This is a genomic window from Streptomyces sp. NPDC025784, from assembly GCF_055558435.1.
The window spans coordinates 420,296-435,794 of record NZ_JBVHMN010000003.1 but is presented as its reverse complement, the minus strand read 5'-3'; the positions used below and the strand labels follow the sequence as shown (position 1 = coordinate 435,794).

The 15,499-nt window shown below is 69.4% G+C and carries 9 protein-coding genes, 1 tRNA gene and 1 pseudogene; 4 read left to right on the top strand and 7 right to left on the bottom strand.

Annotation, left to right across the window (positions count from 1 at the left end):
• Positions 1-133 precede the first annotated feature (133 nt).
• Entirely contained in the window at positions 134-1,582 is a 1,449-nt protein-coding gene (locus tag ACZ4IF_RS11520; RefSeq protein WP_467561690.1) for an FG-GAP-like repeat-containing protein, read from the top strand.
• An 86-nt stretch (positions 1,583-1,668) separates the two neighbouring features.
• On the opposite strand, the gene ACZ4IF_RS11515 is transcribed toward ACZ4IF_RS11520, so the two are convergent.
• Together ACZ4IF_RS11515 and ACZ4IF_RS11510 are read right to left on the bottom strand one after the other, a co-directional pair.
• The gene (locus ACZ4IF_RS11515; protein ID WP_467561688.1) at positions 1,669-2,454 is read right to left on the bottom strand and encodes a single stranded DNA-binding domain-containing protein; all 786 of its coding nucleotides are present in this window, start codon (positions 2,452-2,454) and stop codon (positions 1,669-1,671) included.
• A 238-nt stretch (positions 2,455-2,692) separates the two neighbouring features.
• Positions 2,693-3,100, bottom strand: coding sequence for a winged helix-turn-helix transcriptional regulator (locus ACZ4IF_RS11510; protein WP_467561686.1), 408 nt, complete (start codon positions 3,098-3,100; stop codon positions 2,693-2,695).
• Positions 3,101-3,282: 182 nt separating this feature from the next.
• On the opposite strand from ACZ4IF_RS11510, the gene ACZ4IF_RS11505 reads away from it, so the two are divergent.
• Complete coding sequence (locus ACZ4IF_RS11505; protein WP_467561684.1) at positions 3,283-4,395, top strand: Gfo/Idh/MocA family protein; 1,113 nt, start codon at positions 3,283-3,285, stop codon at positions 4,393-4,395.
• A gap of 1,077 nt (positions 4,396-5,472) precedes the next feature.
• Here ACZ4IF_RS11505 and ACZ4IF_RS11500 read toward each other — a convergent pair.
• Both ACZ4IF_RS11500 and dcd read right to left on the bottom strand, forming a co-directional pair.
• On the bottom strand, positions 5,473-5,982 hold the full coding sequence (locus tag ACZ4IF_RS11500; protein ID WP_467561789.1) for a phosphoribosyltransferase: 510 nt from the start codon (positions 5,980-5,982) through the stop codon (positions 5,473-5,475).
• Between the two features lie 20 nt (positions 5,983-6,002).
• A complete protein-coding gene (gene dcd / locus ACZ4IF_RS11495; RefSeq protein WP_426676940.1) occupies positions 6,003-6,578 on the bottom strand; it encodes a dCTP deaminase in 576 nt (191 codons plus the stop codon).
• A gap of 488 nt (positions 6,579-7,066) precedes the next feature.
• On the opposite strand from dcd, the gene ACZ4IF_RS11490 reads away from it, so the two are divergent.
• Positions 7,067-7,140 (top strand) — tRNA-Gly (locus tag ACZ4IF_RS11490).
• 156 nt (positions 7,141-7,296) lie between these two features.
• Here ACZ4IF_RS11490 and ACZ4IF_RS11485 read toward each other — a convergent pair.
• Both ACZ4IF_RS11485 and ACZ4IF_RS11480 read right to left on the bottom strand, forming a co-directional pair.
• Positions 7,297-7,881, bottom strand: a pseudogene (locus tag ACZ4IF_RS11485) (malonic semialdehyde reductase); the annotation flags it as partial.
• 777 nt (positions 7,882-8,658) lie between these two features.
• On the bottom strand, positions 8,659-11,511 hold the full coding sequence (locus ACZ4IF_RS11480) for a helix-turn-helix transcriptional regulator (RefSeq protein ID WP_467561681.1): 2,853 nt from the start codon (positions 11,509-11,511) through the stop codon (positions 8,659-8,661).
• Positions 11,512-11,666: 155 nt separating this feature from the next.
• Between ACZ4IF_RS11480 and ACZ4IF_RS11475 the strand changes: the two genes are divergently transcribed.
• Complete coding sequence (locus ACZ4IF_RS11475) at positions 11,667-13,181, top strand: 4-hydroxyphenylacetate 3-hydroxylase family protein (RefSeq protein WP_467561679.1); 1,515 nt, start codon at positions 11,667-11,669, stop codon at positions 13,179-13,181.
• A 20-nt stretch (positions 13,182-13,201) separates the two neighbouring features.
• Here ACZ4IF_RS11475 and ACZ4IF_RS11470 read toward each other — a convergent pair whose 3' ends face one another.
• Entirely contained in the window at positions 13,202-15,418 is a 2,217-nt protein-coding gene (locus ACZ4IF_RS11470; protein ID WP_467561677.1) for a winged helix-turn-helix domain-containing protein, read from the bottom strand.
• Positions 15,419-15,499: the final 81 nt, after the last annotated feature.

Sequence of the window (15,499 nt, the reverse complement as noted above, 5' to 3'; positions counted from 1 at the left end):
TGTCCTGCCCCGACGGTCTGGGATAGGCCACCACCGTTCCGGGTCGGCGCAGACGACGCGAACGGGACCCGTGGCACCCCGAACGGTCTGGGATGCCCGCGTGCATCCCCGCATGCACAGGAGAAGGCCCAGCATGCACAACCCCATACACACCTCGCTCGCGATGGCGGCGGCGGCCACGCTCACCGGCAGCCTGCTGGTCCTCGCCGCGGGCACCGCCACCGCCACGGGCACCGGACTCCAGGGCGACTTCAACGGCGACGGCTACCGCGACCTCGCCGTCGGCGTGCCGAACGGCGAGGACGGCCTCACGGACGCCGGCTGGGTGTCCGTCGTCTACGGCACCTCGGCCGGCCTCGACCCGGCCAAGCACAAGGTCCTCGGCCAGTCCGGAACCACCCCGGGGTCACCGGAGAGCGGGGACCTCTTCGGTGCGGAACTGTCCGTCGCCGACTTCGACGGCGACGGCTACAGCGACCTCGCCGTCGGAGTTCCCGGCGAGAACATCGGCCCCAACTCCCATCAGGGAGCCGTCACCCTCTTCTGGGGCGGGAAGAGCGGGCTCGGCACCGCCGCCACCACCGTCAAGGACCCCGTGGCCAAGGACGGCAACGAGTTCGGCGGCGCCCTCACCGCCGGGGACTTCGACGGCGACGGGCACACCGACCTCGCCGCGTACAACGGACTGCTCTCCACCGTCTCCGTCGTCCACGGCCCGTTCACCCGCACCGGATCCTCCGGCACCGTGTCCACGGTGACGCTCCCCGCCACGTCGGCGTACGCCGACGGCTTCCTGTCCTCCGGCAACATCTCGGGCGACGCGGCCGACGACCTCGTCGTCCAGTTCCGCGCCTGGCGGACCGGGGAGACCCACGGCTGGTACTTCCGGGGCTCCGCCACCGGCGGCGGACTCGTCCAGGAGGCGGTCCTCCCCGGCGGCGAGACCTCCGCGACGGGCGATGTGGACGGCAACGGCTACGCGGACATCGCGGTCGCGGACTCGCACGAGACCAGCGCCGTCGGCGGCAAGGTCACCGTTCTCTACGGCGCTGCCGGCGGCCTCGGCACCACGCGGGCGGCCACCGCTCTCACCCAGAACTCGACCGGTGTTCCGGGATCCTCGGAGAAGGGCGACGCCTTCGGCGCCTCCCTCTCGCTCGGCGACGTCACCGGCGACGGATACGCCGACCTGGCGGTCGGGGCGCCCGGCGAGGACGTCGGCAGCGTCGTCGACGCGGGGACGGTCGTACTGCTGCGCGGCTCGTCCAAGGGCGTCGCCACCACCGGCAACCAGGCCTTCACCCAGAACAGCACCGGAATCCCGGGCACCGCGGAGAAGAAGGACCGGTTCGGCTCCGTCGTCCTGCTCTCGGACATCAACGACAACGGCAGGACCGACCTGGCCGCCTCCGCCGTCGGCGAGGCCCCGCCCGGCACCATCGACCCGGCCGGCGCCGTCTGGCGTCTGCGCGGCAGCAGCAGCGGGCTCACCAGCACCGGTTCGCTGAGCTTCGGCTCCGACAACGTGGGCCGCGCGGGTGTGGACCCCGGGGAGGAGTTCGGGCAGTCGCTCGGCGGCTGAGCCCGGCGATCCGGAGCCACCCGCTGGAACGGCCGAGGGGCGCCCCGTGCGGGGCGCCCCTCGGCCGCAGACGTTCTCCGCGGTCGCTACTGGACGTCCACGAAGTCGCCGGTGGCGTTGACCGCCGGGGTCGTCGCCGTGCCCGCGAAGCTGTAGCGGAAGTAACCGTCGGTGGAGGCGGTGACGGTCGTCCTCAGGTTGCCCGTCGAGTCGGACTTGATCGTCTTCACCGTGGTGTAGGTGGTGCTGCCCTTCTTACGGAACTGCAGCTTCACCGGCTGGTTCGTGTAGCCGTGGTAGAGGTTGTCCTCCCAGTTGGCGCGGGACAGCTTGCCGGTGACCGTGATGGTCCGGCCCTTCTTCACCGGCTCCGGCGAGGCGTTGACCGTCAGCTTCGAGTAGCGCTGCACCTTGAACGTGGTGGCCGCGTCCCGGTGGATGTAGTCGTAGTCGTTGGCGGAGACCAGCGTGGCGAGGTTCCAGGTGGCCGCCGCGCCGTTGTCGACGAACCCGGTCGACGCCTGCGGGTCGAACGTCAGCGTGCCCGTGCAGGTCGACGTAGTGGCGCTCGCCTTGACGCAGGTGATGTCGCCGTCGTCGTACCAGATCTGCGCGAAGTTCGGCTTCGGACCGGAGGCGCTGATGTAGGTGGTCTCGGCGATGCCCGAATCGTCCGACGCGGTCACGGAGACCTTGGCGGACACCACGTTGGTGGTACCGACGACGACCGGTTTGCCGCCGTTGACGACGACCTTGTCGATCGTGATGTCGCCCGCGCCGCCGTCCTCCGCCTGGGCGGCGGTGGCGCTGGTCGCTGTGGCGACCAGCGCGACGCTGGTGCCGAGCAAGGCGAGGCGCGTGGTTGTGCGCATGGATGTCCCCCCACGGAGTCTTGATCGTCCGGAGGGAGCCTACGGCGTTGGCCAACGGTTCACCACGCGCTTTCCGTGTCCCGATCGCCTCGGAGTCCGAGCGCCGCCGCGTACGCGGAAAGATCCCGTCGCGCCCACCGTCGCCCCGGGCGGAGCCGAGCGGACACGGCCCCTGGCGTCCGGGGCTGAGGGACATGACGATCGACTCCGACGGCCTCGCCGGACCACGCCCCGGGGGTCATTCTTCGCGGGTGTCGTACTCGGCCCGGGACTCGCTGATCTCCTCCGCGTGGGCGTCGGCCCACCCGGCCAGGTCACGGACGACCCGCAGCAGTGAGCGGCCGCGTTCGGTCAGCGCGTAGTCGACCTGCGGTGGAACGGTGTGGTGCACGGTACGGCTGACCAGCCCGTCCCGCTCCAGACCGCGCAGCGTGACGCTCAACATCCGCTGAGTGATCGGCTCGGCCAGTCGCCGCAGCTCGTTGAACCGGTACGTCGACTCCCCCAGTTGGCAGACGACGATCACACTCCACCTGTCGCCGATGCGCTCCAGCACACTGCGGATCAGTGGACGGGACTCCTCCCGGCAGCCCGGGGATCCGGGTCCCGCTTCCGTGCGGAGTTCTTCTGCCCTTGCCGCGGCCACGGTTCCCTCCGGGATACCTGGGCACTTCGAAGTGCTCTCTTGTCCGGATCCGCTCCGGGGATGAGGCTCGATCGTGAGCGGTCGGCAGTGCCGGAGCGAATCAACACGTCCCACCACTGTATGAGCCACGGGGCGGTATCGGAGGCCCGAGGCGGACTGCCACGGTGCACGAGGAGAAACACATGGGAACAATCGGCGTCGGCATCATCGGAGCCGGCCGCGGCGGTTGGGCGGCACTGGGACACATACCGGCCCTCAGAGCCCTGCCCGAGTACGAACTGCGTGCGATCAGCACCACCCGTCGCGAGTCCGCGGATGCGGCCGCCCGGGAGTTCGGCGTGCCGGCGAGCTTCGACGACCACCGCGACCTGATCGCCCACCCGGATGTGGACCTGGTCGTCGTGGCGGTGAAGGTCGCCCACCACCATCGGCTGGTCTCCGAGGTGCTGGAGGCAGGCAAGTCCGTCTACAGCGAGTGGCCGCTGGGCGTCGGCCTCGATCAGGCCGCCGACCTGGCCCGGCGCGCCCACGCCGCACGGGTCCGTACGGTGATCGGTCTCCAGGCGCGCTTCGCCCCCGCAGTGCGCCACGCCCGCGACCTGGTCGCGGACGGCTATCTGGGCAAGGTACTCGGCACCACGCTGGTCGGTTCGGGGGTCGCCTGGGTCGGCGAGACCGACCGGGCCCATGCCTACATCTTCGACGGGGCCAGCGGTGCGACGACCCTAGCGGTCCCGACCATGCACGCTCTGGACGCGTTGAACTTCGTGCTCGGCGACTTCGACGAGGTGTCCGCCAACCTCGTCAGGGGACGAACGGAGGTCCGGATCGCCGACGAGGGGATCACCTCCCCGGTGACCGCACCCGACCAGGTGTCCGTCACCGGCACCCTGCGCGGCGGCGCCGCCGCCTCCGTCTTCTACCGCGGTGCCTGTTCCCGTGGTGACAACCTGCGCTGGGAGATCAACGGCACCGAGGGCGACCTGGTTCTGAGTGCCCCGGGCATCAACGGAAACCTCCAGGTGGCCGACCTCCGCCTGGAGGGCGGCCGGGGGCGTGACAGCACGGTCGCGCCCATCGAGACCCCTGAACACTGGTTCACCGCGGTTCCTCGTGGACTGACGGGACCGGCGCACAACGTGGCCCAGGTCTATGCCGCGCTCGCCGCCGACCTCCGTGACGGCACCCATACCGTCCCGGGCTTCGACCACGCCCTGGACCGGCACCGACTGCTCAGCGCCATCGAAGAGGCCTCCAGGACCCGTATCGCCCAAAGACCTGCTGCCGAGGCTTGAACCACTGGACACATCGGTCGGCACGGACACCGACGAGGACCGCACGGGTCAGCGCCAGCAGCGAACCGTCCTAGAGCGCCTCTTTGTTGGGCTTGACCGCTTCTCCCGACCTGTGCACCGGAGGCAGAACGCTCCAGGCGTCGTTGACCGGATGAGGGTAGTTCCGCAGGTGCTATTTCCGCAGGTCAGCGACAGGGCCAGAGCGGACGCGCGAAAACGCGAGGCCGGCGGATGCTCGGCCTCGCGTTGTGGGGCGATGTCGGGTCGTTCAGGGTGCGATCAGCGCCACACGGGCTCGAAGAGCTGGTACACGAGTGCACTCCTCGCAGGGATCGCCATCGCCGCCGGAGAACTCGTCGACCGCTGCAAGCAGAAGCGCTGACCAGGTCCGAGGTGCGCCGAACCCGTTGGCGATGAGTTGGCCGCTTGTTATCTTCACGCATGATTCATGCATTCTGCGGTGCCCTCATCGGCAGCGTGATCGGGAGGCTTCTCCTTGCGCGGCGAGCGCGGCGAACAGCCACTCAGACCGAAGCAGGGCAAATAGTCTTCTTCCAAGTCGGGGCCAACCTGCCGGACGAGGGACCCCGATACAGCGTTGGCCAGGTACGCGCCGGAGGCAAGTTCCAATGGAAGCCTCGTCGGTCGTGGACGCGACTGCGTGAACTCCCGACAGAACTGCGCTACATTCGCGCACGCCGAGCGACCTTCCGCGAAATGTTGTGGGTCCCGACCAGGGCGCTGGTGATCGAATGCGAATCGCCTGCGGGGCCAGTACGGCTATGGGCCTACCCGGAGCAGGCGGTGCACGTTGTGGAGATGATCCGGCGTGCAAATAGCCCGAACTCGTCGAACACCCCGATTCCCGACGTCAGCAGCTGACACCAACAGGCGCGAACAGCGGCGGGCCGGCGCTGCCCCGTGCCACAACCGCGCCAGATCGAGCGGGGACCGACGGGGAACTGCGGCTGCTGACGGAGGCCACAGCCAGCAGACGTCGAAGTCGGCATCCCGCAGGTCAGACCCCAGATCGCCCCACCTCGCTCCTAAAGCGGTGATGCCCAGGGACTCACCAGGTCAGAGCGCTTCCTTCGACGGAGTGATCGGCTCCCCCGACTTACGTACCACGGGCAGCACACTCCACGGGAAGTTGATCCAGTCGTCGGTGCGCTTCCACACGTACTCGCACTTCACGAGCGAGTGGGACTTCTCATAGATCACGGCGCTGCGGACCTCGGCCACGGTCTCGACGCAGAAGTCGTGCACCAGCTTGAGCGTCTTGCCGGTGTCGGCGACGTCGTCGGTGATCAGGACCTTCTTGTCGGAGAAGTCGATCGCGTTGGGGACCGGCGCGAGCATGACGGGCATGTCCAGGGTGGTGCCCACACCGGTGTAGAACTCCACGTTCACCAGGTGGATGTTCTTGCAGTCGAGGGCGTAGGCGAGCCCTCCGGCGACGAAGACGCCGCCGCGGGCGATCGAGAGCACTATGTCCGGCTCGAACCCGTCGTCGGCGATGGTCTGGGCGAGTTCGCGGACGGCGCTGCCGAACTGCTCGTAGGTGAGGTTCTCCCGTACGGGGCTGATCTCGCTCACGCCCTCGCCGCTCACACCTGGGTCCGATGGAAGTTGAGGTAGGACCGGGACGCCGTCGGCCCGCGCTGGCCCTGGTAGCGGGACCCGTACCGGTCGCTGCCGTACGGGAACTCGGCGGGCGAGCTGAGCCGGAACATGCACAGCTGCCCGATCTTCATACCCGGCCACAGCTTGATCGGCAGCGTCGCGAGGTTGGACAGCTCGAGGGTCACGTGCCCGGAGAACCCGGGGTCGATGAACCCGGCGGTGGAGTGCGTGACCAGGCCCAGCCGGCCGAGCGAGCTCTTGCCCTCCAGGCGCGAGGCGAGGTCGTCGGGCAGGGAGATGACCTCGTACGTCGAGGCGAGCACGAACTCCCCGGGATGCAGGATGAACGGCTCGTCGCCCTCGGGCTCGACGAGCCGGGTCAGATCAGCCTGCTCGATCGACGGGTCGATGTGGGGGTAGCGGTGATTCTCGAACACCCGGAAGTAGCGGTCGAGCCGCACGTCGATGCTCGACGGCTGCACCATGGATTCGTCGTAGGGATCGATCCGCACCCGCCCGGCGTCGATCTCGGCCCGGATGTCCTTGTCTGAGAGAAGCACGCCCTGAGGATACGCAAGGCGCGCGGAGCCACCACAATCGTGATGACGCCGCGCGCCCGTCCTGCTCGTTACCGCTTCTCCAGTGCGACCGGCACCACACTGCGGAGCCGGGCGCAGCGTGGGCACCGGACCAGCCGGCCGGGGCCGAGCCGCTCGGCCTGCTGCATCGGGAACGAAGCGGTGCTGAACACGTGCCCCTCGGCACAACGGACGACGGTGTGCTCCATCAAGTCCTCAGAGTCCCTTCCCCAAGAGCGCGTCTGACTGACGACGAAAGCCACATTACGGGATGAAAGGGACGGCCCTCCAGGCGGCACTCCGGTCCTGCGCGGGCCCTCTCCCACGCCTCCACCGTACGCCCCAACTCCCGCCGCCCGCAGCCGCATCCACCCCCCGAAAACGCGACCGGGCCCCGCGGCTTCAGCGCCGGGGGCCAGGCATGGGGTACAGTGACCGAGCATTGGACACCGGTTCAACCGGCGTCTTACGCGGGTGTAGTTTAATGGTAGAACATCAGCTTCCCAAGCTGAGAGCGCGAGTTCGATTCTCGTCACCCGCTCCATGATGAAACCCCAGACCAGTGGTCTGGGGTTTGTTTGTTGTCCAGTCCAATTTGAGGGTGGTGTGCCCTCCGCGCCCTGAGTCGAGGCGAAGCGCCCAATCGGAGGGGTTGCTGGCGGGTCTTCGACCTTCACGGCGACCAACCGTCGCCCTTGGATCAGACGGTGGTCACCACTTGCGCGTACGTCAGACGTGGGGAGCGTGTGCACCGCGCGTTCTCGTCCGGCCTGCCGATGTTGACGACGACGAGGACCGAGTGCTCGCCGTCGCTGAAGAACTCCTTGTCGATGCCTTCGGGGTCGAAGCCGGTCATCGCCTCTGCGGCCAGGCCGGCGGCGCGGACGCCGATGATGAAGTAGCCGACCTGGAGGAGCGCGTTGAGATTCGCGGACCGCTCGTGCACGGCACGCTCAGCGAAGAGATCCCTGGCCTGGCCGAGGTGCGGGAACCGGCTGGGCAGTTCCTCGTGGACCTCATGATCCGCGGCGAGGACGGCGACGAGCGGGGCTGCCGCGGTCTTGTTGCGGTTGCCCTCGGACAGGTGCTTGGCCAGGCGCTCGCGCGCCTGGGCGGATCGGACCAGCACGATACGCAGAGGCTGCTGGTTCATCGAGGTGGGGGCGTACTTGATGAGGTCGTAGACGGCCTCGATCTGATCGTCCGTTACTGGCTCGTCGGCGAAGGAGTTGACGGTCCCCGCCTGCCGGAACAGAAGGTCCTGGGCTGCGGGGTCGAGCGCGAGGGGGGTGGTGAACCTCTGGTGGGTGAGTGTCTGTGTCTGCTGGGTGTCATGGCGAACTGCAAAGCAGAGGAACTGGGCGCTGACACCCAGTAGGTACACGGCAGTCGTGGTCGTGCCGACCAGCCCCCACAGGAGGGGCCCTGAGCAGCACCGTGTCAGCAGCAGGCCGACCAGCGCGGCGCAAGCCGCCATGGGCAGATGGAAGGCCGCCCAGATCCGCCTGCCGGCGTGGGCGGAGTCCGGCGTCATGGGGGCAGTTCCGTGGGCGGCAGCGGCCAACGCGACGAAGGCGAGCGTCGCGCCGACAAGGAGCGCCAGGACTTCAGCTGCCCCTGGGGCGCCCTGTTCGGACGACGTCACCGCGGTGGCGGTCCACAGTGCCAGTGTGTATCCGTGCGGGGCCGCGCTCGCGGTCACAGCAGCCCGGAGTTGGCCACGGTATCCGCGCTCGCTGCCGGCAGGAGCGCCGAGCCCGACCGCTCCGGGCTGCGCTTGACCATCGGTCGGCGACATGGGCGACGGCCTTGCCACGCCAGTGCTCCTTTCGAGCGCGCCTCGTACGCGGCGCGGGTGTGCGCGAGCGGCACGACTCGGTCGCTGAAGCGTCCGATTGTGATCAACTCACTGATGGAGTCGAGTGCGTCGTGGTCCGGCGGGGCGAATGACGGTGCCGTGCCGGAGGCCACGCCGTTGCATCCAGCATCACGGGCGGTGCCGGAGCCGGGCGTCACCCATTCAAGGGATCATTGCCGCCGTGCCTCGCGGTGGGTGCACCGCTCAGTCGGCCGCGTCGGCGCTGGTGCCCCGCTCGATTGCCAGCCGGGTCAGCTCGACCCGCGAGTTGATGCCGAGCTTGGTGAAGATGTGCTTCATGTGGGTGTTGACGGTGTGCACGGACACGTAGAGCCGGTCGGCGATGGCCCGGTTGGTGAGGCCCTGAACGACGAGCGGGATCAGTTTCTGCTCGGATTCGGTCAGGTTTCCCAACCCCTGGGGGCCGGCCGTGTGGTTCCGCACGGGGGCGGTGCGCACGCCAAGCCGGCGCAGGCGCCGCCTGATCCGTTCTTGATCGCGCCTGGCTCCTGAGGCCGACGCCAGCTGACCCGCTTCTTCGAAGTACGGGATCGCCGGCGTCGTGCCGGCCGATGCCGCCATGAGCTCGCCAAGGTCCTCACACGCCGCCGCCAGGGCCAACGGCCTGCCGGTGTTCCGGTAGCCGGTGATGGCGGACGCCAGCGCACGCGGGTCGCGGTCGAGCAGGCCGTCCACGTGGGCGCGGACCGCCCCGATGAGCTGCCGGCTCTCGTCCTGTGCGGTCAGGCTGCGCAGTGCGCCGGACACGGCCTGTGCGACCGAAAGGTCCTCGTCCCCAAGCGCGATGCGCACGATCCCGGGCCAGTGGGACAGAGGTACCGCAAGCAGCCGCGTCGGCTCACGGCTTGCGAAGCTTCCCGTGAGTGCCGCCGCCGCCTCGCCGTCTTCACCCTCCGCGTCCGCCAGACCGGCGCGCGCCAGAGACACCCACGGACCGTACCGCTGCGTTTTCGTGCCGGAACCGGTTTCCGCGGCACGGAGGTGGTCCCTGGCCCTGGCGAGGTCACCGCGTCTGATCTCCACCCATGCCAGCACGGAGCGGGCCTGCGGATTCGCCAGAGTGATCTCGAGCTCGTCCGCCACCATCAGACTGGCCTCGGCCTCCACGGCCGCGTCGTCCAGCGCTCCCTGTTCGAGTAGTGCGCACGCACGGGCGGCATGCCAGTGGGGAAGTGACCAGCCGAGGCCCAGCGCCTCCGCTTCGCGCTGTCCCTCCCGCAGAATCCGCTCGGTGTCCGCGAGCCGGTCGGTGCTGGTCAGCACGGTGGCCAGCCACAGCGCCGGAATCCGCGGGGGCCGCAGGTAGAGCGCGGCGGACTGGGCGCCGGCGCGTCGGGTGGCCTCCTCGGCAAGCTCGAGGGCGCGGGCCAGGTGCCCGCGGTAGAAGAATGTCTGCGACTGGAACACCATGGCGCTGACGACGACAGCCGGATCGTGGCTCTGGTAGGCGGCCTCGACCAGGCCGGTGTCGGTCTGCTCGGCAGCGGTGATGTCCCCGAGGTACACGTGGCCCGTCGCCTTGGTCTTCAGCAGCCGGACGCGCACGTGGGGCGGCAGCGCGGGAAGGTCCAGGGCCTGCTGGAGGTGTGTCATCGCGGCGGCGTCGTCTCCCGCGGCCTGGTGGATCTCGGCGGCCACCAGGCGCAGGTATGCCTCCTGCAGTGGCTCAAGACCTTCCGGCAGAGTGGCGTCGACCAGGTCGAGCGCCTCGTGAACCCGGCGGGTCCGGCCGAGGTACTTGGCGGCGTCGGTCAGCAGGGAGATGCGACGCCGGTCCTGTGGGGGCAGCAGTCCGGCGACCCGCTGAGCCAAGTCAGCAGCCGCGTCGGGGGCCGACGAGGACAGTTCCCGTACGGCGGTGGACAGCGTGGTCACGGCATCGTCGTCGACCGGGCCGCCCGACATGACGACGTGCCACGCCACCTCGGCCGATCGTGCACCGATGACACGCAGACTGTCGGCTGCCTCCCGGTGCAGAGCGGTCCGTACGGCCAGAGGCAGGTTCTCGTGGACGGCCTGCCGTATGAGGTCGTGACGGAAGGCGAGTCGCGGGCCGTCGGCCGAGAGCAGACCGGCGCTCAGGGCGGCCTCGACGCCGGCCAGCAGGCTGCCGACATGCCTGCCGAGCATTCGGGCGGCCGTGCCGAGGTCGAATTCGCGACCGAGGACCGACCCGATCTGGAGCAGGCGCACGGCGTCTTCCGGGAGCCGGTCCAGACGTCCGGCGATACTCCGCCGGAAAGTGATGGGGATGCCGTCGTGCAGGAGGCTCGCCTCGCCCGCCTCCATTTTGACGGCATCCGTGTCGGCGAAAGCGCGCACCAGTTCAATCGCCAGGAAGGGATTACCCCCGACGCCTCGCAGGAGCCTGGCCAGACCGGGTGACGGGCTCGCCCCGAGGACATCGGCCGCGATGTACTGCAGCTCCTGCTGTGGCAGGGGGCCGAGGGTCAGCCATCGGGCTCCGAGGCGTTCGAGGTCCTCCCGCACCCTGGCCACGGTCGGTCGCTCGGTGTCCGACCGGACCGCCAGCACCCACAGGATCCGCGAGGCGGCCAGTCGTCCAGGCAGGGTGCGGAGCACGAAGAGCGTGGCCGGATCCGCCCACTGCGCGTCGTCCACAAGCACGGCCACCGGGGCGCGCTGAGCCCGGTCCTCCAGAGCGTCCGTGATGCTGTCCAGCAGCCAGAGCCGCTGGTCGTCGGTGGCTGCGGCGGCTCGGTTGGAACCGTCGGAGGACTGCAACGCGGACAGCAGTGCGGCTCCTGCCGCGTACTGGTCGAGCACATCGGCCCGTATCGACACCACATCGAACCCGAGCCGCCGCGCCATCCCGTCCAGCTCCGCGAGCAACCGGCTCTTGCCGACTCCAGGCGCGCCTTCCACGACGACACAGGCGCTCCGTCCGCCACGAATCGCGTCCAGGGCCTCACGGACAACCACGATCTCGCGGTCCCGTCCCCGCAGGCGCAGCCCGGTCATGGCCTGGTTCCCACGCCCACCAGCCTGGTCGTCGGCGGGGTCTGTGCTGCTCATGGGGGAAGCATGGCGCACGGCCGCATCCGCCCTCAACGTCGCTCCCCCGGAGATCGCCGCTTTCACCCGGGTGATTGCCGGTTGTGCGCCGTCGCCTCACCCTGCCGCGACGCATGCTCCGTGCCGTCCGGATTGCCCCTGGAGAGGAGCACAACGTGCGTACAGGCAAGGAATACCTGGCAGCACTGAACGACGGCCGCACGGTGTGGGTGGGCGACGAACTCGTCGACAACGTGGCCACGCACCCCAAGACCCGGGCGTACGCCCGGAGCCTCGCGGACTTCTACGACCTGCACCACCGCCCGGACCTCCAGGACGTCATGACGTTCGTGGACGAGGACGGCGTCCGGCGGTCCATGACGTGGTTCCAGCACCGCTCCAAGGAGGACCTGAAGCGCAAGCGGCGCTACATGGAGACGGTCCTGCGGGAAACGGGTGGCGGGGCGACCCCGCGCACCCCCGATGTCAACAACTACGTCCTGCTGACCTACGTCGACGACCCGGAGCCCTGGAGCAGCCAGGCCGTCGGCACCGACGGGAGGGACCTGACCAAGGGGATCCTCGACTTCTGGAACCTGGTGCGCGAGGGCGACCTCAACACGACGCCCGCGTTCGTCGACCCGCAGACGGACCGCTCACGCGATTCCGCCCAGGCCGAGTCCCCCGCCCTGCAGGTGGTCGGCACCTCGGACGAGGGCATCACCGTGCGGGGCGTGAAGGCGATCGGCACCGGTGCGGCCTTCGGTGACTGGATCCACATCGGCGTCTTCTACCGCCCCGGCATTCTGCCGGAGCAGATCATCTTCGGGGCGGTGAAGCCCAACACCCCCGGCGTCACCATCATCTGCCGCGAGAGCAACGTCCGGGACGCGGAGGAGGTTGAGCACCCGCTCGCCTCCCAGGGTGACGAGTTGGACAGCGTCATCGTGTTCGAGGACGTGTTCATCCCCTGGAACCAGGTGTTCCACATCGGTAACCCCCAGCACGCGTCGCTGTACCCGCAACGCGTCTTCGACTGGCTGCACTACCAGGCCCTGGTCCGGCAGATGGTGCGCGCCGAGCTGATGCTCGGTCTGGCCCTGCTGGTCACCGAGCACATCGGCACCTACCAGCTGCCGCCGGTCCAGACCCGGATCTCCCGGTTCGCCGGCTTCCACCAGACGCTCAAGGCACATGTGATCGCTTCCGAAGAGGAAGGGTTCCACACTCCCGGCGGCCTCTATAAGCCGAACGTCCTGATGTTCGATTTCGGGCGGGCGTACTACCTCGAGAACGTCGCCGAGATGGCCCACGAGATCGTCGACCTGGCCGGTCGTGCCTCGCTCATCTTCCCGACCGAGGGGCAGTGGCAGCGGCCCGAACTGCGGCCGTGGCTGGAGGCGCTGCAGACCGGACCGGTCGGCAGGCCGTATGACCGGCTGAAGATCAGCCGCGTGATCCGCGACCTGTTCCTGTCCGACTGGGGCGACCGCATCAGCACCTTCGAGAACTTCAACGGGACGCCCCTGCTGGCCATCCGCACCCTCACCATGAAGCGCGCCGAGATGTCCCCGAGCGGCATCATGGCGGACCTCGCGCGCAAGGTCTGCGGCATCGAGAAGGTGGAGGAGGAGAAGGAGACCGCGTACACGGCTCAGGCGGACTACGCCCGACGCCAGGACGCCAAGTAAGCAGAATTCGAGGGCCCGGGTCAGAGCACACCGCGCTCCCGGGCCCTTGCGACCGCTGCGCTCCTGTCGTGCGCGTCGAGTTTGCGGAAGATGGCCCGTACCTGTGTCTTGACCGTGTTGTGGGACACATAGAGCTCGGAGGCGATCTCCCGCAGCGTCAGCGGTCCGCACAGGGCGCGGAGCACTCGGCGCTCCCCCAGCGACAGGTCCTGGGGACCGGGGTCGGCAGGCGTCACGACCGTGTCCTCGCCGACTCGGCCGAGCAGATCCGTCAGTGCCCCTGGCGACTCGCACCGGGCCGCCGCCCGCTCGGCCGCCTCGCGGGCCTCCCGGGCCGCGTCCGTGTTGTGTCGCGCATTCTCCAGCCGCGCCCGCATGACGTGGCACAGGGCGCGTACTTGGGGTTCGCTTCCGGCCCGGGGCGAGCCCGCCAGCACCGCTTCCGCGTCGGCCAGAACCCGTTCGGCCCCATCGATGTCTCCCTCTTCGAGGAGTAGGCCGGCCCGGCCGATGTAGGCGGACATGGCGACGAAGTGCCCGCCCAGACCGGCCGTCGCGGCCGCCTGGAGGGCCTCGTCACTCAGAACGCGCGCCTGCTCGTGCCGTCCGGCCAGCAGCGCGCACACCGTCCGCAAACCCAGCGCGCGGACGAGCACCAAACCGTGCCCGGCGGCGTGTGCGTCACGGGTCGCCTCGTCGAGCAGCTCCTCTGCCTCCCCGTAACGGCGGGTCCACAGCAGAGCGGTACCCCGGGCCGTACAGGCCAGGGCACGCCAGGAAGTCAACGGCATGGTGCCGGCAACGGCGGATTCGCCGAGACGGTCGGCGGTCAGCACCTCGCCCTTCAGACAGCAGGCCACGGCCCGAGCGACGGCTGCCGCATCGGACACCGTGCTGCCTTCGCCGACCGTCTCCGGTCCCGTGTGCCTGAGCTGGGCCACATCCAGCCAGCGCCGGGCCGTTTCCGGGGCTCCCCCCGACAGGGCCGCCATCGCCGCCACAACGCACAATCTCCCGTCGGCGGCGACCATGCGGGGCGGCAAGAGGTCCAGCCAATGCGAGACCTCCGCACCACGGCCTGCCGAGACCGCCTCCTCCCAGCCGTCGAGGACCGACGCGACGGCCGCGGGCCCATCGCCGCCCCGCACCCAGTGCCGTACGGCCGCGGTCGTCTCCCTCCGCCGGGCGTACCACTGAGCCGCCGACCGGTGCAGGGACACGACAGTGTCCGGCCCTTGGGACATCAGAGCGTCGGACAGCAGCGAAGACAGTGCTCGGTGATGCCGGTACGCCGACGGATCGGCGGCGGGCACGAGCAGTTGCACGGTCCGCGCGAGTTCACACAGCACCACGCCTGCCTGCTCCCCGGCGAGGGCTTGGCACGGTCCGGCACTCAGCTCGTCGAGGACACTGGTCCGCAGCAGGAACTCGCGCTGCTCGGTGGTGAGCCGGTAGAGGACCTCGCCGGCCAGGTACTCGGAGACCGCTTGCCTGCCGAGGGCCAACTCCCTGTCCATATCGGACTCGTTCACGGAGCGGGCGAGAGCGCGCCCCATGATGCACAGCCCCGCCGCCCATCCCTCGGTGGCCTCATACAGCGCGCTCGACGTCTCCGCGCTCGGAGCGGATCCGAGCAGACCGGTGAGCACGGCCTGTGCTTCCTCAGGGGTGAAGGCCAGGTCGTTCTGGTCGAGTTCGGCAACCAGACCTCGGGCGCGCAGAGCCGGCAGCGGACTTCCGAGGAGGTGCCGGGTCGACATGATGATGCGGAATCCGTCGGGAAGCCTTGCCAGGAAGTCCCCCAGGCTGCGGACCGCGTCGACGTCCGTGATGGATTCCAATCCGTCGAGGATCAGCGTGAGCGGCCTCTGGGCGCCCAGTCCGCTCACCAGACTCGGCAGGATCTCCTCGAGCCACGCGTCGACCGTCCACCCGTCGTCGTCGAGGCGGGCGGGCAGATCCGGCAGTACCTGGTGCAGCGCCCGCAGGATGCAGGACCAGAGCCGGCCCGGGGCGTTGTCGTAGGCGTCCAGGCTGAGCCAGGCGCACTCTCCGCGAGCCACCAGGCGGCGCGACCACTCGGTCAGGAGCACCGTCTTGCCGGCGCCGGCCGACGCGGAGAGCACCACGACGGGCTCGGTCGCCGCGTCAAGCCGACGCAGCAGACGGGGGCGGCTCAGAAGATGCGGGGGCTGGGTCGCAGGATGCAGCTTGAATGCCGCAACGGAGCTGGTCATCACACTTTCCGTGGGATCGTCGAAACGAGCGGAGCCCCCGACGTCCACAGCTCGCCTCGCAGGAGCCGGACATCGGGGGCG